Origin of the sequence: Pseudomonas gozinkensis (assembly GCF_014863585.1) — a bacterium.
GTDB lineage: Bacteria > Pseudomonadota > Gammaproteobacteria > Pseudomonadales > Pseudomonadaceae > Aquipseudomonas > Aquipseudomonas gozinkensis.
Window position 1 is genome coordinate 3914350 of the sequence record NZ_CP062253.1, and the last position, 21400, is coordinate 3935749.

Consider the following 21400-nt stretch of genomic DNA (forward strand, 5'->3'; position numbering starts at 1 on the left):
TCCGCCTTGCAGGGCGAGCGCGAGCAGACTCTCCCTTGGTGGCGACAAACAAAGTTTGCACCACTGAGGGACAGTCCTCGCCGAAAGGGGTCTGCATCAGGCTCCGACCCAAAGCCTCCCTTCACCCGCAGTAAAAACCGCCCCCTCAATGTGATAAACCTGCGGTTCCTCCGAAAAATACCCCTCAAGTTCCAGCATAAAGACCCTGTGATCCTCCCCCGCCTCAAACTCGGTATGCGCCTCAAGCGATTCCCATCGCACGATCAAGTTGAACCGCTCCGGCGTTTCAATCCCCTGCGCAAGCATGTGCCCGCCATACCCATTCGCGCGGCGGAGCAAAGGTGCAACCTCGGCAAATGCACGTCTGAACTCATCAATGCGTTCTGCGTGAACAGGCAACAAAGCGATCTCATAAATCATGACGCATCCCCCACAGAACCCGAACGAAGTGACGGCACGACCGCAATCGCAATCTTCCCTTGAAGACCATTGTTGGGACTTTCCAACCGAGCATGGGCCAGCGGAATCTCCGCAAGCGAATACACCGCGCCAACATGTGGCCGCAGTTGACCGCGCTCCACCAGGGCACTCAATTCATCGAGCTTGCCGCGGTTCTGGCGGGTGAAAACGAAGTGGTAACTCGCGTTCTTGCCCCAGGCCTGAACGAGGTTTTGTGGTTTGGCGATATCGACGATCGAGACCACGCGGCCAAGCTGTGCGAGGGCGTCGGGGCTGCGCGACAGGGTGTCGCCACCGATGGTGTCGAACACCACGTCCACTCCGAGGCCATTGGTTTCTCGCAGGATGGCGTCGACGTAATCTTCCTTTTCGTAGTCGATGATCACATCGGCGCCCATGCGGCGGACGAACTCGGCGTTTGCTTCGCGCGCGGTGGTGAACACTTTGGCGCCCATCGCTTTGGCGAGCTGGATGGCGACGTGTCCGACGCCTCCCGCGCCGCCGTGGATCAGAATGCTCTCCCCTACTCTGAGCGCCGCCCGCCCGATCAGGGCCTCCCACGCCGTCCCGCCCACCAGGCTCAGGCTGGCCGCTTCGAGATGGCTCAGCGAGCGCGGCTTTTTGCCGATGATGCTGGCGGACGCCACGTGGTACTCGGCATAGCTGCCGGGGCCGTCGAAGATTTGCGGCGTGTACCAGACTTCGTCGCCCGGTGCGAAAGCCGTCACGCCGGGGCCGACGGCTTCGACTACGCCGGAGACGTCATGTCCGGTGATGGCCGGCAGTTGCACCAGGTCGGGATAGTCGCCGCGTCGGACTTGATAATCCAATGGATTGATCGAGGTGGCGTGTACTCGGACCAGCACTTGCCCCGCTTCCGGCACGGGCTTGGGTACGTCGCAGAGTGTGAACGATTCCGGGTTGCCAAATGATTCAAGCAGCATCGCTTTCATGGTGAATCCTCGTATCGACAATAAGGGATATCGAGATATCTCGATATCATGCGGTAAAAATTTTTACAGCTCTTTCCCTATGACCTCGGCCAAAGCGCTGATATTGGCTTCGTTGCGCTTGTAGTAGGTCCACTGACCGATGCGCCTGACTTCAACCAGGCCCACGCGCTGCAGCGTTGCAAGATAACCGGACACCGTTGACTGCGAGAGTCCGATGCCCTCTTGAATACTGCTCACACACACGCCCACCGTGTGAACGTCGCCCTCGTCCTGCGGGGGGAAATTCTTTACGGGGTCCTTCAAGCCTTTCAGGATTTCAAGCCGTACCGGGTTTGAGAGTGCTTTGAATACTTCGATCAGGTCCATGCCGCGAGAATATCGAGATTATTCGATATGTCAATACGCTGATTGACCAGCGGAAAACAGAACGGTCTGCCGACACCCACGGCATCGGCAGACCGGATTTCACCGCGAACAACCTCAGTACGGATTACACCGCTGCGCCACCGCCGTCGCCTGATCCACATACGGCCGCGCCGGCTCAAGGTTCCACTCCGGCTTGTTCCTTACAGGCTTGCCATCAAACGTCGCTGCCAGATGACAAACCAGCTGCCGGCGCAATGACCCACCGTTGACGCTGTACTGGCGCCATTGCTCGTCGTTTTTGTGTTTGTTGTACAGCTCGGCAAACATGCGGTCGGTCTGGTCGTCCTTGATCGCGCGGCCGCAGGCGGTAGGCACGACTTCCAGAGACCAGGTTTTCGGCCCCAGTTTCGGGTCGTCCCGTTGGACCCAGGTGCTGGACTCGATGTACTTCTCGCAGAACTGTTGCGCCGGCGGCGCTACCGTCTGCATGCACGAGAACGTGGCCTTGGCGGTCGGGGTTCTCGGGAAGTCGATCTTGACGATGTTGCGGTCCTTGCCGGTCTTGTTCTTGTAATCACGCTGGTTGGCCAGCGCATCGTTCAAGCCCCGGGAGTCGCTGTAGAAAAATGCCAGGATCGGCAATTCATCGGTCTTGGGATTGCCCAGGCGCAGTTCGGTCTGGGTCTGGAACTCACGGGTGTTGATGACGCGCCGGGCCCCCATAAAGTTCTGGAACGCACTGACCCGATCCTGGCTGCTCATCGGGTTGCGCATGTTGAAGCCGCATTGCAGCTGATCCTGCTGGCGGTTGTTGTTGAACCTGGTGAAGTGCGCGACCCAGGCGTTGACATTGGTGATCGGCGGCGCCATGGCCTGGCAGACCGCTTCGGTCGGGCTGGTGTTCTTGTTGTTGCCACAGCCGCGATCATCGCGAAAGTCGGTCCAGGCATCGTTAGGGAACGCGCAGTAAACGTGTACCGGATTTTCCGGGTCGCGCACCATATCGACCGGGGTGATGATGTAGCCGTTCTGCGTGCTCATTCCGGGGTCTTCGTAGCTGATGCCGTCGGCCCGCATGTAGGAGGCGGCAAACGTGCCCAGTTCTACGGCTTTGGGGCTGGGGTTCCAGACGTCCCACTGCTGCCCTTTCGCCGGATCGGCCCGGTGCGTCCCCCGGATCAACAGCCCCGAGCAGTCCGACGCCGGGTCTTTGCCACAACTGGCTACGGTGTTGTTGTACAAGCCTTCAACGCGTTTGAGGGTTTCTTCGCAGGACTCGGCACTGGCCGACGTCGCGTGCAGAAACAATGGAACCGCGAGTAACGGGACGATCCTGTTCCAGCGCTCTTTCATGATGTGTTTCTCCCTGATGGTGCTTCTGACCTTCCCTGCTCAACCCGATGCGACGTCCTGCTGCATCGGGCGGGTTTAACGCGGAACCGGGTTGCAACCTGCCGAGCGGGTCTCGCTATCGGAGAGCGCAGGCCGGAACGGCTCAAGATTCCAAGGCGTCTTGGCGCGGTAATTCACCAGTACGCAGTTCAATTGCTGACGCATGCTGCCGACGGATTTTTCGTTGTCGCGCCAGTTGCCATCGGCGCCTCTGAGCGCGAACAACTGTTGGTACAAGGCGTCGATCTGTTCGTTGGGCAAGGCACGTCCGGCGGCTGTCGGCACCACGCTCAAGGTCCATTCGTCCTGACGGGTGCCCGGGTCGTAGCGTTTGACCCAGTCGGCAGATGCAATGTATTGCGGCGCCTTCACCGGCAGCGGATTACAACCGGCCTTCGCCGCCTCCTGAGGCGTGACGACGGGACGGAACGGTTCCAGATTCCACTCGGTCTTGCCGGGGTAGTTCTGCACCAGGCAGCTCAGTTGCTGACGCATGCTGCCGGCGGATTTTTCGTTGTCGCGCCACTGGCTGTCGGCACCGCGCAGCGCGAACAATTCCTTGTACACCGCCTCCTGATCGCTGGCCTGAATCGCCTTGCCCTGAGCGGTGGGCGTGACATTCAGGGTCCACTCGTTCTTGCCCGTGCCTGGGTCGTGACGCTCGACCCAATTGGCCGAAGCAATATATCGAGAGGTAACCGGTGCAGGCTGCCCGTTACCGGCCGTTGTCAGATCAATCGCCTGATCCGCCGCGACGTAACTGAAACGCTGCTCCGGCGGCTTGGTGAAGTCCAGCCGCAGGACCGGCACGCTGTACCCCTGAGCCTGGAGTTTCTTCTGGAAGTTGCGCGCACTGTTCAGGCCGTTTTCCGGTTTCGGCGGTGCCTGATCGCCACGAGTGGCGAAGTTCTGCGTGCTGTTGACGTTGTAGACGAAGGCGTCGATGTACTTCATGTTTTCGCTGCCATCGTTGCTCGACGAGGCGTTCTTCAACATGAACTCGTTGACCTGGGCGCTGAAGGCGAAGGGGTCTTTGTTGGTGGTGTTCACCCGCGATTCGTGGACGCGGATCATCGCATTCCAGTCGCTGGGCTTCTCCGCGTTCCAGGAGCACTGGCCGTACTGGATCGGTCCTTTCATCAACCCGGTGTACTTGTTGGTCCACTGCTCGGCGGTGGTCACGCCGGCTTCCGCGCAAGTGCCATAGGCCAGCGCGGCGTTCTTGTTGTTCATCGTTCCCTGAGCTGTGCGCGGCGGTTCGCGACTGTCAAAAAAGCCGCAGCCATACCACTTGCGCTCGGGCCCGGTGCCGCCATCGAAGGCGTAGATGCAGGTGAAGCCTTGCTCTTTGACCGGCAGTTGCAGCGCCGCTGCATCGGTGGGATTGCGCAGGATGAAACCGGCCGGATGAATGAGGATGCGGGTGCTCAGATCCTTGCGGATCCACGAATAGGACGTCGCGCCGATCTTGATCGCGTAAGGGCTGTAGTCCCAAGGGTTGAACGGCCCGTCGTTGACCATGCGCAATGTCACACCACTGCAGTAGTAGAGCCCGCGAGCGGCGCCAGTGTCGGGCTCCTGGCAGGCATCCTTGAGGGTGTTGTAGTTGCGGTTGATGCGGTTCAGGGTTTCCAGTGGGTCAAGCGGTGACTGGGCCGCCATGGCGCTGAATGCCAGGGGGAGGAACAGGCCCAGAATAAAAGGCGAACGAACGGCTGCGCGCATAACCGACACTCCTTGTCGTGCGAGATGACACTTCCATGAAGGGCAGCGTAGTTAGCTCAATCCATACGGTCAAACCGCTGACCGGAACGTTGTGAACATGTCCTCACTTCCTGCCACTTGCCAGATGATGAGCAACCAACGCGTTCGCATGTCCGTGGCCCATGCCGTGTTCGGACTTGAGCCAGGCGACCAGTTCCATGTGCTTTTTGTCGGTGATGCTGGCGAGCAGGTTCAGCCAGTGGTCGATGGGCTGGCCGTACTTCTTTTCGATTGAAGGGAAGTAGGATGCCGGACCTTTTACTTTTGCGTCTTCGCTCATGTTGCAAGCTCCCTGTTTGCGATGGAATGTCATGACCTCACAGATTGAAGGCCAGGATGATCGCGCAGTCCAGTGCAGGCAGGCTGATACGTCAGGGAGCAACCATTGGCCGCACACGTTTTTGCAACCCCGTTGATTCAGCATCAGTCCGCGATACCGTCTCCGGCACCGCCACCCAGAGCAGCACCAGCGCCACCATTGCCACCGCTGCCAAGGTCAGGAACGCAGCACTGTACCCCGCCTCCTGAACCACAATCCCCGCCAGGCTGTTGCTCAATGCCGCGCCCAGACCAAACACCGTCGAAATCGCTCCAAGGCTGACGTTGAAATGCCCGGTCCCCAGCGTCAGGTCTTTCACCACCACCGGAAACAGTGCGCCGAAAATCCCCGCGCCGATGCCATCGAGCAACTGCACCGAAACCAGCCACCACGGATCGTTCGACAGCACATACAACACGCCGCGCAACGGCAGGATCAGGAACCCCGCCAGCAGCAATGGCTTGCGCCCCCACAGATCGGCCTTCGCCCCCACCAGCAGCGCGACCGGCACCATCACCAGTTGCGCCGCGACGATGCAGGCGGACGTGAGCGGCGTGGCCATCTGCAGATTGGCCTGCGCCAGTTTCTGACTCACCAGCGGCAGCATCGCCGCGTTTGCCAGATGAAACAGTGCGCAGCAAATCGCGAACATCAGCAGCGGTCTGTTGGTGAGCAACACCGACAAGCCTGAAGGTTGCTTGCCCTGCCCCGCTTCGCTGGGTTCCAGACCTCGGGCGAGATCGTGGTCAATCGCGTCGGCCGAAACGAACGAGACGGCAATCACACTGGCCAGCGCCATGACTGCCATCAAATAGAACACGGCGACCGGGCCGAACAGGTACGCAGACAAACCGGCCAACAACGCCGCGCAGGCGTTGCCGGCATGGTTGAAGGTTTCGTTGCGCCCGGTTCTTCGCGTAAAGGCGCGAGGCCCGGTGATTCCCAGAGTGATTGCGCAAATGGCCGGCGCGAATATCGAGGCAGCAACGGCGCTGATGGCTTGCGTCAAGGCCACCAGCGTAAACGACGTCACGAACGGCAACAGCAGACAGCTTCCGGTGACCACCAGCGCGGCAATCGCAATCAGCGACCGTTTGAAGCGTGTGCTGTCGACCAGCGCGCCTGCCGGGGTCTGCGTGATGAGTGCGGCGATCCCGGCGATGGTCATGACCAGACCGATACTCGCCGGCTCCCAGTGGTGAACCGCCAGCAGGTAGATCGCCAGATAAGGGCCGAGCCCGTCACGCACGTCGGCGAGGAAGAAATTCAGGCCGTCGAGGGACAGGGTATTACGGCGATCGAGGTGAGTAGCCACGGGTAACGTCTTCGTTGTCGAGGTTCTGCGAGATGACTCAACCTCCGCAATTGAAATGACCTTTTGCGAGAGATTTTAGTTGCATGGATTGGCGGGCCGACTTGCCCCAAAGGCAGCGCATTGCACAAGAATTGTCGAGAACCCGGTGACGGTATCGCCAAGTGTTCTAAAGGACTGTCAGTTCTGTCAGGTTACGTGCCGTCTGGCCAGGTTTACGCTGGCATCAATTACAGTAAATCGAGGCGCTCATCATGTTTCGGATTCGTCATCTTTTGCCAAAGGTTGTTCTCTTGTTGGCGATGCTGAGTTTGATCAGCCATGCACAGAGCACCGTCACGTTTACCTATTTTCTTCCCGTGGACTTTCAGTGCAATAACGGTGTAACAACGCGGGGCTACAGCGTTTATGCGTCGGGGGCCCGTTCCGAGTTGGGGAACTGGGATGTAACCAAGGCGGTGAAACTGACACCTTCTGCTTATCCGACCTGGACCGGCTCAATACAATTCAACGGAGCCAATCCCGGTGATGTCGTGGAATGGAAATGCATCATCCGCAATGAGACCAACCCCAGCGACGTACAGAAGTGGCAGGCAGGGGCCAATAATCAGGTGACATTGGCGTTCAAACCTACGCCCACCACCGTAGGAACATTTTGAGGTTGCGATCCAGTGACTCAGAGATTGAGCAACAACCCCTGCTCTGCCTCGCAAAGCCCCACCACGTAATCCCAGACCACCCGCAACCGCACCGACTTGTGCAACTCGCGCCGCGTACTGATCCAGTAACTGCGCGCGATGCTCTCATCCGGAAGCAGCGCCACCAGATCCGGATCCGACGCGGCCATGTAACAAGGAAGAACTGCAATGCCGAGACCTGAGCGCGCCGCCTGCTGCTGGGCAATCACGCTGGTGCTGTGAAACACCACCCGCGGATTGCGGCAGAAGCTGTTGAGGAACATCAGCTCCTGACTGAACAGCAGATCGTCGACATAGCCGATCCACGCGTGCCGGCCAAGATCTTCGCGGCTGCGCAGAGGCGGTGCGCTGTCCAGATAGCTTTGGCTGGCATAAAGCGCCAGCCGGTAATCGGTGAGTTTGCGGGTGACCAGCATGTCCGCCGCCGGCCGTTCCAGGTGAATGCTGATTTCCGCCTCGCGGTTGAGAATGCTGACGAAGCGCGGCACGGCAACCAATTCCACTTCCAGTCCCGGATAGCGCTCGAACAGTCCGATCATGCGGCTGGCCAGAAACATGATGCCCAAGCCTTCGGTGACCCCGACGCGGATCTTGCCCAGCGGTGCCGTGGACTGGGTGATTTCTTCCTGAGCCAGCAGCGCGACGTTTTCCATGGCTTCGGCATGTTTGAGCAGCGCCTCTCCCGCCGGGGTCATTTCGTAGCCTTGAGCGTGCTGGACGAACAGCGCGGTGCCGAGGCTTTTTTCAATGGCCTCGATATGCCGGGCGACGGTGGCGTGAGTGGTGTTCAAGCGGCGGGCGGCAGTGAGCAAGCGGCCACTGCGCTGCAACTCGAGAAAGAACCGCAGGTCGTTCCAGTCGAACATGGCTTGTCCTTCTCGGCTATCGTCAGTAAGCGCTGTTTGAAAACGCACAGCGGCTGCGCAAAAACTAACATTCTTTTGACGAAAGCTAACAACTAGGATGACCGACAACAAAAACAATAAGCGAGGTCAGGGAATGCAGACTTCCCTCGATGAATTCGATTACATCGTGGTCGGCGCCGGGCCGGCCGGGTGTTTGCTGGCCAATCGGCTGTCGGCCGATCCGCAGCAGCGCGTTCTGTTGCTGGAAGCCGGCGGGCGCGACAACTATCCGTGGATTCACATCCCCGTGGGTTACCTGTTCTGCATCGGCAACCCGCGCACCGACTGGTGCTTCAAGACCGAAGAACAACCGGGCCTCAATGGCCGCGCGCTGAGTTATCCGCGGGGCAAGGTGCTGGGCGGCTGTTCGTCGATCAACGGCATGATCTACATGCGCGGCCAGGCCAACGACTACGACGGCTGGGCTGCCGAGGGCAATCCGGGCTGGGCCTGGAATGACGTGCTGCCTCTGTTCAAACAGAGCGAAAACCACTTTGCCGGCGCGGCGGACTTTCATGGCGACAAGGGTGAATGGCGAGTCGAACGCCAGCGTCTGTCGTGGCCGATTCTCGACGCCTTTCGCAGCGCTGCCGAACAGAGCGGAATCGCCAGCATTGATGACTTCAACCAGGGCGACAACGAGGGTTGCGGCTACTTCCAGGTCAATCAGAAGGCCGGGGTGCGCTGGAATGCGGCGAAGGCGTTTCTTAAGCCGATTCGCGATCGGGCCAATCTCACGGTATTGACCGAAGTCGAAGTGGATCGCGTGTTGTTCGAAGACGGTCGCGCCTCGAAGGTCAGCGCCCGTTGGCAAGGCCAACAAAAGAGTTTCAAGGCGCGTAAGGAAATCGTGTTGTGCGCAGGCTCCGTGGGCTCGCCGAGCATTCTGCAACGCTCCGGAATCGGCCCGCGCCCGCTGCTGGAAAAGCTCGGGATCGGCGTGGTGCATGAGCTGCCGGGCGTCGGCGGCAACCTGCAGGATCACCTGCAACTGCGGCTGATCTACAAGCTGGAAAACGCCCGCACCCTCAACCAGATCGCCGGCAGTGTGTGGGGCAAGATGGGCATGGGCCTGCGCTATCTGTATGACCGCAGCGGGCCGTTGTCGATGGCGCCGAGTCAGCTGGGCGCGTTTGCCCGCTCCGGGCCGGAACAGACCTCGGCCAATCTTGAATATCACGTGCAGCCGCTGTCGCTGGAGCGCTTTGGCGAACCGTTGCACAGTTTCCCCGCGTTCACCGCGTCGGTGTGTGATTTACGGCCGCAGAGCCGTGGCCGGGTCGAGATCCGCTCAGCCGATCCTCAAGCAGCGCCGCTGATTCAACCCAATTACCTCAGCCATCCCGAAGACCTGCGCGTGGCCGCCGACGCGATTCGCCTGACACGACGCATCGTCGCCGCCCCGGCCCTGCAAGCCTTCAACCCGGTGGAATACCTGCCCGGTGCCAGCCTGCAAACCGAAGAACAACTGCACGAAGCGGCGGCGAAGATCGGCACGACGATTTTCCACCCGGTCGGCACCTGTCGCATGGGCAACGACGCGGACGCCGTGGTCGATGCGCAGTTGCGCGTACACGGCGTGCCCGGTCTGCGAATTGCCGATGCGTCGATCATGCCGCGCATTACCTCGGGCAACACTTGTTCACCTACGCTGATGATTGCCGAGAAGGCAGCACAGCTGATTCTCAACCCCGCAACTGTAAACACAACCCCTGTGGGAGCTGGCTTGCCAGCGATGACGGAGTGACATTCAACAATTATGTCGGCTGATTAACCGCCATCGCCAGCAGGCTGACTCCCACAAGGGGCATATTTGATTCAAGGACATTGCGCATCACCCGGACACGCAACACCAGTGGAAACAACAAAAACAATCACTGTGAGGGATACCGACATGTCAGAACACGCTCAGCCTCTGGACGCCGTGCGCAGCGCGGACGCCAGCCCCGATACCCGAAAGGTCATCTTCGCCTCGTCCCTGGGGACGGTGTTCGAGTGGTATGACTTCTTTCTCTACGGCGCCCTGGCGGCGGTCATCAGCAAGCAGTTTTTTGCCGGGGTCAACGACACCACCGCGTTCATCTTCGCGCTGATGGCGTTCGCCGCAGGCTTCATCGTGCGGCCGTTCGGGGCGCTGGTGTTTGGTCGGTTGGGGGACATGATCGGACGCAAATACACCTTCCTCGCGACCATCATTCTGATGGGCGTGGCGACGTTCGCCGTGGGCCTGCTGCCGACCTACGCCAGCATCGGCATCGCGGCGCCGATCATTCTGGTGGTACTGCGCATGCTGCAGGGCCTGGCCCTCGGCGGCGAATACGGTGGCGCCGCGACTTACGTGGCGGAACACGCGCCGATCGGCAAACGCGGTTTCCACACCAGCTGGATTCAATCCACTGCCACCCTCGGTCTGCTGCTGTCGTTGCTGGTGGTACTCGGTTGCCGCTACTTCACCGGTGATCAGTTCGAGGTCTGGGGCTGGCGCATTCCGTTCCTGCTGTCGATCGTGCTGTTGGGCATTTCCACCTGGATTCGCCTGAGCCTGCACGAATCGCCGGCCTATCTGAAAATGAAAGAGGAAGGCAAGACCAGCAAGGCGCCGATCCGCGAATCTTTCGGTAAGTGGGAAAACCTCAAAGTCGTGCTGATCGCCCTGTTCAGCATCAACGCCGGCCAGGCGGTGACCTTCTACGCGGCGCAGTTCTACGTGCTGTTCTTCCTCACCCAGTTCCTGAAAATGGACCCGGCGGTGGCCAACAGTTTGCTGATCATCAGCGTGGTGATCGGCGCGCCGTTCTTTATCTTTTTCGGCTGGCTGTCGGACAAGGTCGGACGCAAACCGGTGCTGATGCTCGGTCTGTTGCTGGCCACGGCGCTGTACTTCCCGATCTTCAAATCCCTCGCCCACTACGCCAACCCGGCCATCGACCACGCCAGCCAACAGGCGCCGATCACCGTGGTGGCCGACCCGGCCACCTGCACCTTCCAGTTCGATCCGGTGGGCAAGGCCAAATTCGACAGCCCCTGCGACAAGGTCAAGACCTTCCTGGTCAAGCAAGGCCTGCCCTACTCCAGCGTCGCCGCCCCGGCGGGCAGCGCAGTGCAGGTGAGCGTCGGCGATGTGAAACTCGACGGCTTCGACGAAGCCGCCCTGCGCGGCGCCATCACCCTGGCCGGCTACCCGCAACAGGCCGACATGCAACAGATCAACAAGCCGATGATCGTGGCCCTGATCGTCGCGCTGATCATCATCTCCGCCATGTGCTACGGCCCGCTCGCTGCGCTGATGGTCGAACTGTTCCCGACCCGCATCCGCTACACCTCGATGTCCCTGCCGTATCACATCGGCAACGGCTGGTTCGGTGGTTTCCTGCCGACCGTGTCGTTTGCGCTGGTGGTGTACACCGGGGATATTTTCTACGGGCTGTGGTACCCGGTGCTGATTACCGGGGTGAGCCTGGTGGTGGGGATGATCTGTCTGCGTGAGACGAAGAATATCGATCTGGACAAGAACTGATTGATAAAGGTGTGGCGGGGGCGCAATGCCCTCGCCACCCTGCGGAATCTCAGACCTCCGCCTCCAGCAATTCAAACTTCACCTGATCGGGATAAAACGCCACGTAGTCCTTGATCTGGTTGACCGAAATCTTCGGATGTTCGTACGTCCATACCGCATTCGCCCCTTCATGCCCCGGCACTTGCAGACTGAAATAGTTGGCGTCGCCCTTGTACGGGCAATAGGTGGTGTGGTCGGTACGGGCGAAATACTTCTCGTCGATGTCCTCGCGCGGGACGTAGTAGACCGGCGGGTAATTGGCTTCGAGCAGCACCAGCGCCCGGGCCGACGCGGCGACCTGTATGCCGTGGAATTTTACAAGGAGGCAGCCTGGCTGCTCGGCGATGGTGATGACGGGACTGGGGCCGGAAGTTTTCATCGGTTTCTCCTGACTGCGGCGAAGGCACCGGTTCAGGTATAACCCATGCGCAGGAATCTCGTCGGGTTCGCAGCCGAACGGTTTTTCCGTTCACAAAAAAACCGCAGCCTGCGAAGGACTGCGGTTTTTTCGTTTCAGATTTTCCGTTTTCAGATCAGGCGACGATATCGGTCGCCACAGCTTGCCCCACCACACCCACGGCGAAGTCCACCGAACCCTGGCCTGTGAGGTCGATCATCAGGCTGGTCTGGTTGGTCTGTTCGAAGTACGTGAGGATCGCATCGCCCGCGTGCCCGGTGAAGCCGCTGACGAAGTTCAGCGTGGCCGCGCCGGTGGCGAACCCGGCGATGCCCGACAGGTCGATCTTGTCCAGGCCGCTGGTGAAATCCATGATCCAGTCCGGCGCGGTCATGGTCGAATCACTGGCTGCGCCGAATACGAAGGTGTCTGCGCCCTCACCGCCCCATAACGAATCACCACCGCCACCGCCGTAGATGATGTCGTTGCCGGCACCGCCGATCAGGTCGTTGGCCGCCGCGTTACCGATCAGCAGGTCGTTGCCCGAGCCGCCCACTGCGTTTTCAACGGTCACGCCATACGCGATGGACACGTTGCCCACCAGGCCGCCGACATCGGAGAACGAACCTTCGTTGAGGTTGATCTTCTGGTTCTGGCTGAAGCCGGAGAAATCCAGCGTGTCGTTGCCGCCGCCGTCCCACACCGAGAACACCACTTTGGAAGTGTTCGAGGTGGCGCTGTAGTAATCGCGGTCGGCGTTGGAGTTGAAGCCGTACACGGTGTTGTCGGCACGGGTTTCCAGGTTGGCGCCGTAGAGTTTCTGCACGGCGACGATGTCATCCAGCAATGGTGCGGAGGCGTAGGCGCCGCTGCCGTCCTTGCTGAAGTTCTGGTCGGTGTTGGCTTCGCTCCAGTAGCTCATCAGGCTGTAGCCACGGGTGTCTTCGGCGTACTTGGCATCGCCGTAGGTCGGGTTGCCGTTGCCGGCGTTGTAGGCGCCCGGGTGCGACAGACCGAGGGTGTGGCCGATTTCGTGGGTCAGGGTCTGACGCCCGTAGTTGTTGGTGTCCGGGGTCTTGTTGACCTGGTACTGATCGTTGATCAGGTACCAAGATTGACCGTCGTAGCTGCTGCCCTGCGGCAGGTAGGCGAACGCCGCGCCGCCGGTGCTGACGTCGTAGTTGCCGAAGGTCATGTGGCCGTCGCCACCCTTGCCTTCGGTGAAGGTCACGTTGGCCACGTCCGACCACGATTGCATCGACAGGATGGCCTGGGCTTTTTGCTGGGCGCTGAACTCGCTGAAGTTGCCGAGTTTCGGGTTGTAGTTCGACGGTTTGTCGGTCAGGAACGTGTAGGTCAGATCAATCTTGCCGTCGGCATTCTTGTCCTGCCACGACATGCCCTTGCGCAGGATTTCGTCGGCGGCCTGGTCGGCAGTGAATGACGGTTTGCCATTGACCGTCCCGGTGCCCCGGTCGTACAGGTGGCTGAAGGTGTCGACGGCGGTGAAGGCGCTGCTGGCCTGGGAGGAAGGTTGAGACATGGTGTACGTCCTTGTTTCTAAAGAGTCAGTGTCAGACAGAAAAGCGGCGATCTTCTGGCGAGATCGTCCTGTCACTCGCCCCGTAAAGGCGAATTGAACCTGCCACAGCCGCCACGGGGGGCGCTAATCAATTTCTCGATAGCGTCCCGGATTGCCACGACGCGCACTGTCATGACCGGCAATCTTTTTATCTGTATATCCATACAGATAAAAGTTGCCCCATCGCCCGAGTCAGGCCATTCTGTGCGCCTCTTCGGGCAATGATCGACGATGGTGGTTATGCGGCTGTACCTCTGTGAAAAACCTTCCCAGGCCAAGGATATTGCGGCCGTGCTCGGCGCAAAGCGTCGCGGCGATGGCTGCTGGCTGGGAACGGATGTCACGGTGACCTGGTGCATCGGCCACCTGCTGGAAACCGCGCCGCCGGACGCCTACGACGCCAAATACAAGCGCTGGGTACTGGCGGACCTGCCGATCATCCCGAACAAGTGGAAAATGACCGTCAAGCCGCGTACCGCCAGCCAGTACAAGGCAGTCAAGCGCTTGCTCGGCGAAGCCAGCGAACTGATCATCGCCACCGACGCCGACCGTGAGGGCGAAATGATCGCCCGGGAACTGGTGGAGCATTGCCGCTATCGCGGGCCGATCCGCCGCTTGTGGCTGTCGGCGCTGGATGAAGCCTCGATCCGCAAGGCGTTGGCAGCGCTCAAACCGGGCGCTGAAACCTTCAGCCTGTATCACTCGGCACTGGGGCGCTCACGGGCAGACTGGCTGATCGGGATGAACATGAGTCGGCTGTTCACCCTGCTCGGCCGGCAATCGGGCTATCAAGGCGTGTTGCCGGTAGGCCGGGTGCAGACGCCGACGTTGCGACTGGTGGTGGATCGCGATCGCAGCATCGCCGACTTCGTGCCGGTGGCGTACTGGGCCATCGACGTGCAACTGCTGCACAACGGCACGCCGTTCACGGCGCAATGGCGTGCACCGAACGATACCTGTGACGATCAGGATCGCTGCCTCAATCAGGTCCTCGCCCAGCAAGCGGCCGCCGCAATCAGCAGCGCCGCCAGCGCCCGGGTGATCAAGTTGCGCACCGAGCGCATGCGCGAAGTGGCGCCCCTGCCCTTCGATCTCGGCACCTTGCAGGAAGTCTGCTCGAAGAAGCTCGGCCTCGGTGCCCAGGAAACCCTCGACATTGCCCAGGCCCTCTACGAAACCTACAAAGTCATCACCTACCCGCGCAGCGATTGCGGCTACCTGCCCCTGAGCCAGCACAGCGAGGCGCCGGGGATTCTTGCGGCGCTGCGTCAGGCTGATCCGAGTCTGGAAACGCTGCGCAAGCATCTGGAGCCACAGCGCCGCTCCCGCGCCTGGAACGACGCCAAGGTCAGCGCCCACCACGGCATCATCCCGACCGCTGCTGCGAAAAATCTGGAGCGCCTGACCGGCAAGCACCGCGCGGTCTACACGCTGATTCGCGCGCGTTATCTGGCGCAGTTCCTGCCCAATCACGAATACGACCGCACCCAGGCCGATTTCGATTGCGCCGGGGAAGCCTTGCGCGCGGTCGGCAAACAGATCATCGAACCAGGCTGGAAACGTGCGTTGCCCGAAGCGCTGGCACCGGCCAAGGGTCGCGAAGCACCGGCCCCGCAAACCTTGCCCACGCTGACCCAGGGCGCCGAGTGCGCCGTAGCGGACGTGAAGCTCAAGGACCTGTGGACGCAACCGCCAAAGCCCTACACCGAAGGCGATCTGATCAAGGCGATGAAGAACGTCGCCAGACTGGTGGAAGATCCGCTGCTGAAGCAGAAACTCAAGGACACCACCGGCATCGGCACCGAGGCTACCCGCGCCTCGATCATTCAAGGCTTGCTGGATCGCGGTTATCTGGTGAAGAACGGCAAGGCGCTGTCCGCCACACCCGCCGCGTTCAGCCTGATCGACGCTGTGCCGCGAGCGATTGCCGACCCCGGTACCACGGCGATCTGGGAACAGGCGCTGGACATGGTGCAGAGCGGCGAGATGAGTCTGGAAGAGTTCGTCACCAAACAGGCGGCGTGGATGAGCAAGCAAGTGACCCGCTGCGCCGGGCTGAGTCTGACCATCAGTGGCCCGCCGCCTGCTGGCAAAGCCGCTGCGCCATGGAAGAACAAACGCAAGACCACCCGGCGTAAAACCAGCGGAACCAGCAAGCGAGCGGTGAAACCGGCAGCCAGATAGCCCGCTGCGCGCTACTGTTTCTGCAGTGATTGTCAGGAGCCAGCGGCATGTCTGTCATCGAACTGCGCGTCGCCCGGCGCGACGAACTGGACACCCTCGAAAACCTGATGCAGTTCTACACCTATGACTTCAGCGAGTGGCTGCCGCTGAAGTTGGGCGGGCATGGTTTCTTCCCGATCCAGTTGAAGGACGATTACTGGCGCCAGCCGGCAACCCGACCGTTCCTGATCCACGTCGACGGCGAACTGGCGGGATTCGTGACCGTGGACGATCACCTCCTCATCGAAGGCGCCGACTACAACATCGGCTATTTCTTCGTCAGCCGGCGCTGGCGTGGCCAAGGCGTCGCGCAGTTTGTCGCCTCTGCCCTCTTGAGCCATCTGCCCGGTCGATGGCAGATTTTCCATGTCGACGCCAACGTGCCTGCACAGCGGTTCTGGGCCCGGCTCATCCCCGAGCTGAGCGGCGGCGACTTTACCCGCCAGACCAAAACAGTGGACGGCTATCCCTGCACGTTCTACTGCCTGCGCAGCCCTTCTCCCGCTGCCTGAACAGCGCTTTTTTCATTCCAGAATCACTTTGTCCGACAATATGTAGTGACCAAAAATAATCACTACAAAACCGTTGACGGCATCGTTTTGCTTTTGCATGATGCAGACGTCTCCCCGATCGGGAGCACTGGTAACACGCTTGAGCAAGCTCGTCTGACCGCCGAGCTGTTTTTTCCGGATACACGCTGCCCACAAGGCAGATTGAAGAAGCTGACCTGGCCTGAACGTCCAGTACAAGGACGAGAAGCGCTGGCGAAAATTCTCAAGACGCTTGTGGTCGACCCTGAAAACGTCGTCAAGGAGCCTCCCGGTTTTCGCTGCTTCTCCTCGTTGTGACGCTATTGCGTAGCAGTTATTCAACACGACTACATGCAACAGATGCATGACCCCGTACTTCACACGGGCGACCGCTGACGTCCTGGTTTCGGTGCCAGGGATCAACTAACCGATGGGCTACCTGTATTAGCGAATCAACTTTGAAAGATCACCAGACTGGTCAAGGGGCAATATCATGAATCTGAACAATCAACCTACTATCGAAGAACTGGCTCGTATGTTCGCGGCGCAAAAAGACAGCCACGACAGCCATATTCTGTGGATCAGCAAGTCGGGTCAGGTCCATATCGACTGCCTGTCGCCCCATGCTGGTGAAGAAGAGTTCGACCGGAACAACCAGAACCTGCTGGCCCGCCTGAAGATGTACCGCCGCGGCCACGGCTATGTCGGCAAGAAAGCCGCAGCCGACAAGGACTTCATCGGTAATGTTCTGCAAACGCTGAAACAGGCGTGGGACTCGATGCAGAACAAGAACGAAGTTCGGGTGATTGATCGGTTCTACTGAGTTAAAACTTCAATAAACAAAGGGCCTGCTTCGGAAACGAAGCAGGCCCTTTTTATTGCTCACAAGTATTATTCATGAACGGGTTTCCAGCACCATGTCCATAAACGCCACCGCCGCCGCACTGTGATAGTTGTTCTGACGCCGCAACAACGCCGCGCCCCGCTGCGGCGCCTCACTCTCGACACTCAACCGGCGCAACGCCCGATCCTCGGTCGCAATCGCTTCCGGCAGCATGGTCGCAATCGGCGCATGCCGGATCACTTCCAGTAACGTACTCACCGAATTCACCTCGATCTGCACCTTGGGTGTGATGCCATTCTGGCGGAAGTATTCGTCGATCGACTGGCGAGTGAAAAAGTCAGGCGCCAGCAAGGCGAAATCCAGTTGCGCAATGTCATCCGGCGTCAGCACAGAAGCGCTGTCATACAACGGATGCTCACGCCCGACCATCACCCCCAACGTCTCGACAAACGCCGGAATGCACTCAATGTCCGGATTGCGCACCGGCGTGAAGGCAATCGCGATATCCAGCGAGTCATCCGCCAGCCCTGCTTCGATGTCGTCCATCGACAACTCGAAAATCTCCAGGTGAATCCCCGGATACCGCGCCACGTAGTCACGCACCAATGGCCCCACCAGATACGCCATGAACGTCGGCGTCATGGCCAGGCGCAGCGAGCCACGGGAAAGATCCTTCACGTCATGCAACGCGCGCTTGCCCGCCTCCAGCTCCACCAGCACCCGACGCGCGCATTCGATATAGGCCTGGCCGGCATCAGTGGGTTTGACCGAGCGTGAGGTGCGGTCGAACAGGTCCACACCGAGGCTTTCTTCCAGTTGGCGGATCTGTTGCGACAGGGTCGGCTGCGACACGTGCAGCGCCTCCGCCGCCCGGGTGAAGCCGCCGTGATCGGCCACGGCCAGCAGGTATCGCAAATGTCGCAACAGCATGGGACGCTCCATCTATAGGCAGTGCTTATGGTTTGCATTGTATATCGGTCTTGGACGCTATGGATCAATCGGCAGAAGATGAATCCCACACAGCAAGCCAACCCCGAAAGGAGAAGCACCATGCAATCCCAAGCCTACAACGACAGCCGCATCGCCCTGACCACCCGCGCCCTGGATGCCAAGGCACAGAAGAACCTGTCGTGGCAGGATCTGGCGGACGGCACCGGCCTGAGCCTGGCCTACGTCACCGCTGCCCTCCTCGGCCAGCATCCACTGCCGACAGCCGCCGCCGAAGTGGTCGGTGACAAGCTTGAGCTGAGCGCCGAAGACGTCGCCGCCCTGCAAATCATCCCGCTTCGCGGCAGCCTCGACGGTGTGCCGACCGACCCGACCATCTACCGCTTTCACGAGATGATCCAGATCTACGGCACCACCCTGAAGGCGCTGGTTCACGAACAGTTCGGCGACGGCATCATCAGCGCGATCAACTTCAAGCTCGACATCAAGAAAGTCGAAGACCCTGAAGGCGGTTCCCGCGCCGTGGTCACCCTCGACGGCAAGTTCCTCCCGCTGCGTCCGTTCTGATCCATCCCGGGCCCACACCCCGCGTGCGGGCCCCTCCAAACCTGAATCGCCAAGTCGTCACCACACCTGTCTGGAGGCTGCCCCATGCAAAAAATCCTGTTGACCCTGGCCCTGCTCGCCGGTCTTTGCGCTCAAGCCCAGGCCGATGACGAAGCCGTCGCTTACCGCTACGGCATGTCTCTGGATATCGCTGAAGTCGTGAGCATCACCCCGGTGGCCGATGTCTGCGGCGTAGTGCCGGTCGAGATGACTTACCTCGACAGCCACGGCGCAAAACACATTCTTCAATACAGCGAATTCGGCACCGGCTGTTCGAACTGAGAGGACTACACCATGAAAAACCTGATCGAAGGCTTCCTGAAGTTCCAGAACGAAGCGTTTCCACAGCGCACCGAACTGTTCAAATACCTGGCGACGACCCAAACCCCGGGCACGCTGTTCATCACTTGCTCCGACAGCCGCGTCGTCCCGGAACTGCTGACCCAGCAGGAACCCGGCGAGCTGTTCGTGATCCGCAACGCCGGCAATATCGTGCCGTCCTACAGCCCGCATCCGGGTGGGGTTTCGGCGACGGTGGAATACGCGGTAGCCGTGCTCGGAGTGACCGACATCGTGATCTGCGGCCACTCCGATTGCGGAGCCATGACTGCCATCGCCCAGTGCAAATGCATGGATCACCTGCCCGCCGTCAGCGGCTGGCTGCAACACGCCGAGTCGGCGAAAGTGGTCAACGAATCGCGGCCTCATGCCAATGACGCAGCGAAGCTGAGTTCGATGGTGCGGGAAAACGTGATCGCGCAACTGGCGAACATCCAGACTCACCCGAGCGTGCGTCTGGCCCAGGAAAAAGGCCTGCTGAACCTGCACGGCTGGGTGTACGACATCGAGACCGGCTCGATCGACGCACTGAGTGCCGACCGCCGTACCTTCGTCTCGCTGGCCGAGCAACCGTCGACGTGCGCGGTGTACGGTCAGGCAGTCGATGCTGCTTGAAAACACAACGCCGCGCCCGTCATTGCGACGGGCGCGGCGTTGTTCTGTTCAGCGTTTTACGCCCAGATCGGTTTGCGTCATGCGGCTGCGCACGGTGAATACACCGTCACCGGAGAGAATCGCGCTGCGGGCAAACAACCGGCCGCTTTCCCAGTTCGAAAGGCCCAGTTCCGGCTTGTTCAGCGCGTACTGGCCATCGACCCAACGGGTGATGCCATCGCCCACGAACGGCGCGTTGACCGCGCTGTAGAAGCGCTCCTGAACCGCCGCGTCTTCGCTGATCAACGACACCGTGAACTGCGGGCTGTAGCGGTTGAACAGCGCAATGGCCTGATCCAGATCGTCGACGATCATCAGGCTGGTTTCCGGGGTTTCTTCCCATTCCCACTCGCGGCCCAGTTGCGCTTCCGGCAATGGCTCGGCCAGCGCTTCGGTCTGGTAACCCTCGGCGCGGTAGACCTCGACCGTCGCGTTCTGCCAGTCGCTCGGCAGGTAGCTTTCACTGCCTTCGACGATGTGCAGTTTGCAGCCCTGACCGCGCGCGGTGCCGGCCTGTTTCAAGGCGTCGAGGAACAACGGCACCAGTTCGGCGGCGCGGTCGCGCTGGATCAGGCAGACGTTCAGCGTGTTGCAAACCTTGCGATCCAGCGAGTTGCGCACCACGGCGGCAAAGCGTTTGGCGTCGGCATCACGATCAGCAATCAGCCACGCGCCACCGGTGCCGTGCAGGCTGACGGCGGTGCCGGCCTGCTGGGCGATGCTGCCCAACTGGCTGACCGCACGGCCCGAACCACGGGCCACTGCCAGCGACAGACGCCGGTCGGCGAACATCGCCCAACCGGCGGCGTGGTTGACGCTTTCCACCAGCGACACCGCACCCGCCGGCAGACCGGCATCGGCCAGCGCCGGGTTCAGGGCGTGGGTGACGATGGCTTGCGCGGTGCCCAATGCATCGCTGCCAATGCGCAGCACGGCGGTGTTGCCGGTACGCAATACACCCGCGGCGTCGGCGAAGACGTTCGGCCGGCCTTCGAACACGAACGCGACAATACCCAGCGGCGACACCACCTGCTCGACCTTCCAACCGTCATGCTCGACGCTGCTGATTACCTTGCCGCGTGTGGCCGGCGCATCACGCCAAGCGCGCAGGCCGGCGATCATGTCGCGACGCATGCGCTCGTCGGCGAGCAAACGGGTAGTGGAACGACCGCGCGCCTTGGCCCGCTCGATGTCGGCGAGGTTGGCGGTTTCGATCAGCGCCCAGGCGTCCGGGTTTTCCAGACGTTGGGCGAACAGATCGAAGAAGCGGCTGATGGCCTCATCCGGCACAGCGGACAACGCGGTAAACGCCGCCGCTGCACGCTCGATCGCCACCGACGCCGCCTGCTGATCCACCACCGGAATCAGCAACAGCTCGCCGCTCACCTGCTCCACCAACAGGTGGTCGCCGGGTCGGAAACGCTCGGCCAGTTCGGGGCTGACCACGGTGACGCGGTTACCGGCGAAAGGGATAGGCGTGCCAGCGACGAGACGTTCGAGCGCGAGAGACATGGAGCGGATTCACCATATTGAGGGCGGCCGGAAAATGTATA

Annotated in this window: 22 protein-coding genes; 10 read left to right on the top strand and 12 right to left on the bottom strand. The window is 60.6% G+C overall.

What is annotated here, in order from left to right; genetic code table 11:
- Positions 1-96 precede the first annotated feature (96 nt).
- The 7 genes from IHQ43_RS17240 to IHQ43_RS17270 form a co-directional block, all read right to left on the bottom strand.
- Positions 97-420, bottom strand: a complete 324-nt coding sequence (locus IHQ43_RS17240; RefSeq protein ID WP_192561434.1) for an antibiotic biosynthesis monooxygenase family protein — start codon at positions 418-420, stop codon at positions 97-99.
- On the bottom strand, positions 417-1412 hold the full coding sequence (locus tag IHQ43_RS17245) for a zinc-dependent alcohol dehydrogenase family protein (RefSeq protein ID WP_192561435.1): 996 nt from the start codon (positions 1410-1412) through the stop codon (positions 417-419). Before IHQ43_RS17245 ends, IHQ43_RS17240 begins: the two co-directional genes overlap by 4 nt.
- 63 nt (positions 1413-1475) lie before the next feature.
- Entirely contained in the window at positions 1476-1778 is a 303-nt protein-coding gene (locus IHQ43_RS17250; RefSeq protein ID WP_007950555.1) for an ArsR/SmtB family transcription factor, read from the bottom strand.
- Positions 1779-1892: 114 nt separating this feature from the next.
- Positions 1893-3131, bottom strand: coding sequence for a DUF2599 domain-containing protein (locus IHQ43_RS17255; RefSeq protein WP_192561436.1), 1239 nt, complete (start codon positions 3129-3131; stop codon positions 1893-1895).
- Between the two features lie 75 nt (positions 3132-3206).
- Complete coding sequence (locus IHQ43_RS17260) at positions 3207-4895, bottom strand: DUF2599 domain-containing protein (RefSeq protein WP_192561437.1); 1689 nt, start codon at positions 4893-4895, stop codon at positions 3207-3209.
- A gap of 103 nt (positions 4896-4998) precedes the next feature.
- Complete coding sequence (locus tag IHQ43_RS17265) at positions 4999-5214, bottom strand: DUF4287 domain-containing protein (protein WP_192561438.1); 216 nt, start codon at positions 5212-5214, stop codon at positions 4999-5001.
- Between the two features lie 91 nt (positions 5215-5305).
- Positions 5306-6568 carry an MFS transporter gene (locus IHQ43_RS17270; RefSeq protein ID WP_192561439.1) on the bottom strand — a complete coding sequence of 421 codons (1263 nt, stop codon included), beginning with the start codon at positions 6566-6568 and terminating at the stop codon, positions 5306-5308.
- Positions 6569-6819: 251 nt separating this feature from the next.
- On the opposite strand from IHQ43_RS17270, the gene IHQ43_RS17275 reads away from it, so the two are divergent.
- Positions 6820-7224, top strand: coding sequence for a carbohydrate-binding module family 20 domain-containing protein (locus IHQ43_RS17275; protein WP_192561440.1), 405 nt, complete (start codon positions 6820-6822; stop codon positions 7222-7224).
- A gap of 17 nt (positions 7225-7241) precedes the next feature.
- On the opposite strand, the gene IHQ43_RS17280 is transcribed toward IHQ43_RS17275, so the two are convergent.
- Positions 7242-8129 (bottom strand): LysR family transcriptional regulator, encoded by an 888-nt coding sequence (locus IHQ43_RS17280; protein ID WP_192561441.1) that lies wholly within the window; start codon positions 8127-8129, stop codon positions 7242-7244.
- Positions 8130-8262: 133 nt separating this feature from the next.
- Here IHQ43_RS17280 and IHQ43_RS17285 point away from each other — a divergent pair, with 133 nt between their 5' ends.
- Both IHQ43_RS17285 and IHQ43_RS17290 read left to right on the top strand, forming a co-directional pair.
- Complete coding sequence (locus IHQ43_RS17285; protein WP_192561442.1) at positions 8263-9915, top strand: GMC family oxidoreductase; 1653 nt, start codon at positions 8263-8265, stop codon at positions 9913-9915.
- Between the two features lie 147 nt (positions 9916-10062).
- Complete coding sequence (locus tag IHQ43_RS17290) at positions 10063-11685, top strand: MFS transporter (RefSeq protein WP_192561443.1); 1623 nt, start codon at positions 10063-10065, stop codon at positions 11683-11685.
- Positions 11686-11734: 49 nt separating this feature from the next.
- Here IHQ43_RS17290 and IHQ43_RS17295 read toward each other — a convergent pair whose 3' ends face one another.
- Both IHQ43_RS17295 and IHQ43_RS17300 read right to left on the bottom strand, forming a co-directional pair.
- Positions 11735-12103, bottom strand: a complete 369-nt coding sequence (locus tag IHQ43_RS17295) for a DUF427 domain-containing protein (RefSeq protein ID WP_192561444.1) — start codon at positions 12101-12103, stop codon at positions 11735-11737.
- 154 nt (positions 12104-12257) lie between these two features.
- On the bottom strand, positions 12258-13664 hold the full coding sequence (locus tag IHQ43_RS17300) for a serralysin family metalloprotease (protein ID WP_192561445.1): 1407 nt from the start codon (positions 13662-13664) through the stop codon (positions 12258-12260).
- Between the two features lie 279 nt (positions 13665-13943).
- On the opposite strand from IHQ43_RS17300, the gene IHQ43_RS17305 reads away from it, so the two are divergent.
- The 4 genes from IHQ43_RS17305 (at position 13944) to IHQ43_RS17320 (ending at position 17279) form a co-directional block, all read left to right on the top strand.
- On the top strand, positions 13944-15887 hold the full coding sequence (locus IHQ43_RS17305) for a DNA topoisomerase III (protein WP_192561446.1): 1944 nt from the start codon (positions 13944-13946) through the stop codon (positions 15885-15887).
- Positions 15888-15934: 47 nt separating this feature from the next.
- Positions 15935-16438, top strand: coding sequence for a GNAT family N-acetyltransferase (locus tag IHQ43_RS17310; RefSeq protein WP_192561447.1), 504 nt, complete (start codon positions 15935-15937; stop codon positions 16436-16438).
- A 45-nt stretch (positions 16439-16483) separates the two neighbouring features.
- Positions 16484-16774 carry a hypothetical protein gene (locus IHQ43_RS17315; protein ID WP_158248202.1) on the top strand — a complete coding sequence of 97 codons (291 nt, stop codon included), beginning with the start codon at positions 16484-16486 and terminating at the stop codon, positions 16772-16774.
- Between the two features lie 175 nt (positions 16775-16949).
- Entirely contained in the window at positions 16950-17279 is a 330-nt protein-coding gene (locus tag IHQ43_RS17320) for a hypothetical protein (RefSeq protein ID WP_085602835.1), read from the top strand.
- 72 nt (positions 17280-17351) lie between these two features.
- Here the strand turns inward: IHQ43_RS17320 and cynR are convergent, their stop codons facing one another.
- Positions 17352-18230: a transcriptional regulator CynR gene (gene cynR / locus IHQ43_RS17325; RefSeq protein ID WP_192561448.1), complete on the bottom strand. Its 879-nt coding sequence runs from the start codon at positions 18228-18230 to the stop codon at positions 17352-17354.
- A 120-nt stretch (positions 18231-18350) separates the two neighbouring features.
- Between cynR and cynS the strand changes: the two genes are divergently transcribed.
- The 3 genes from cynS (at position 18351) to IHQ43_RS17340 (ending at position 19808) form a co-directional block, all read left to right on the top strand.
- Positions 18351-18815: a cyanase gene (gene cynS / locus IHQ43_RS17330; RefSeq protein WP_192561449.1), complete on the top strand. Its 465-nt coding sequence runs from the start codon at positions 18351-18353 to the stop codon at positions 18813-18815.
- 84 nt (positions 18816-18899) lie between these two features.
- On the top strand, positions 18900-19136 hold the full coding sequence (locus tag IHQ43_RS17335; RefSeq protein WP_192561450.1) for a DUF2790 domain-containing protein: 237 nt from the start codon (positions 18900-18902) through the stop codon (positions 19134-19136).
- Positions 19137-19148: 12 nt separating this feature from the next.
- A complete protein-coding gene (locus IHQ43_RS17340) occupies positions 19149-19808 on the top strand; it encodes a carbonic anhydrase (protein ID WP_192561451.1) in 660 nt (219 codons plus the stop codon).
- A gap of 48 nt (positions 19809-19856) precedes the next feature.
- Here the strand turns inward: IHQ43_RS17340 and IHQ43_RS17345 are convergent, their stop codons facing one another.
- Positions 19857-21359, bottom strand: coding sequence for an aldehyde dehydrogenase family protein (locus IHQ43_RS17345; protein WP_192561452.1), 1503 nt, complete (start codon positions 21357-21359; stop codon positions 19857-19859).
- Positions 21360-21400: the final 41 nt, after the last annotated feature.

Bases quoted from the DNA above. Each gene is read 5' to 3' on its own strand.
- IHQ43_RS17240 (WP_192561434.1), bottom strand. From the start codon at position 420: ATGATTTATGAGATCGCTTTGTTGCCTGTTCACGCAGAACGCATTGAT.
- IHQ43_RS17245 (WP_192561435.1), bottom strand. From the start codon at position 1,412: ATGAAAGCGATGCTGCTTGAATCATTTGGCAACCCGGAATCGTTCACA.
- IHQ43_RS17250 (WP_007950555.1), bottom strand. From the start codon at position 1,778: ATGGACCTGATCGAAGTATTCAAAGCACTCTCAAACCCGGTACGGCTT.
- IHQ43_RS17255 (WP_192561436.1), bottom strand. From the start codon at position 3,131: ATGAAAGAGCGCTGGAACAGGATCGTCCCGTTACTCGCGGTTCCATTG.
- IHQ43_RS17260 (WP_192561437.1), bottom strand. From the start codon at position 4,895: ATGCGCGCAGCCGTTCGTTCGCCTTTTATTCTGGGCCTGTTCCTCCCC.
- IHQ43_RS17265 (WP_192561438.1), bottom strand. From the start codon at position 5,214: ATGAGCGAAGACGCAAAAGTAAAAGGTCCGGCATCCTACTTCCCTTCA.
- IHQ43_RS17275 (WP_192561440.1), top strand. From the start codon at position 6,820: ATGTTTCGGATTCGTCATCTTTTGCCAAAGGTTGTTCTCTTGTTGGCG.
- IHQ43_RS17280 (WP_192561441.1), bottom strand. From the start codon at position 8,129: ATGTTCGACTGGAACGACCTGCGGTTCTTTCTCGAGTTGCAGCGCAGT.
- IHQ43_RS17285 (WP_192561442.1), top strand. From the start codon at position 8,263: ATGCAGACTTCCCTCGATGAATTCGATTACATCGTGGTCGGCGCCGGG.
- IHQ43_RS17290 (WP_192561443.1), top strand. From the start codon at position 10,063: ATGTCAGAACACGCTCAGCCTCTGGACGCCGTGCGCAGCGCGGACGCC.
- IHQ43_RS17295 (WP_192561444.1), bottom strand. From the start codon at position 12,103: ATGAAAACTTCCGGCCCCAGTCCCGTCATCACCATCGCCGAGCAGCCA.
- IHQ43_RS17300 (WP_192561445.1), bottom strand. From the start codon at position 13,664: ATGTCTCAACCTTCCTCCCAGGCCAGCAGCGCCTTCACCGCCGTCGAC.
- IHQ43_RS17305 (WP_192561446.1), top strand. From the start codon at position 13,944: ATGCGGCTGTACCTCTGTGAAAAACCTTCCCAGGCCAAGGATATTGCG.
- IHQ43_RS17310 (WP_192561447.1), top strand. From the start codon at position 15,935: ATGTCTGTCATCGAACTGCGCGTCGCCCGGCGCGACGAACTGGACACC.
- IHQ43_RS17320 (WP_085602835.1), top strand. From the start codon at position 16,950: ATGAATCTGAACAATCAACCTACTATCGAAGAACTGGCTCGTATGTTC.
- cynR (WP_192561448.1), bottom strand. From the start codon at position 18,230: ATGCTGTTGCGACATTTGCGATACCTGCTGGCCGTGGCCGATCACGGC.
- cynS (WP_192561449.1), top strand. From the start codon at position 18,351: ATGCAATCCCAAGCCTACAACGACAGCCGCATCGCCCTGACCACCCGC.
- IHQ43_RS17335 (WP_192561450.1), top strand. From the start codon at position 18,900: ATGCAAAAAATCCTGTTGACCCTGGCCCTGCTCGCCGGTCTTTGCGCT.
- IHQ43_RS17340 (WP_192561451.1), top strand. From the start codon at position 19,149: ATGAAAAACCTGATCGAAGGCTTCCTGAAGTTCCAGAACGAAGCGTTT.
- IHQ43_RS17345 (WP_192561452.1), bottom strand. From the start codon at position 21,359: ATGTCTCTCGCGCTCGAACGTCTCGTCGCTGGCACGCCTATCCCTTTC.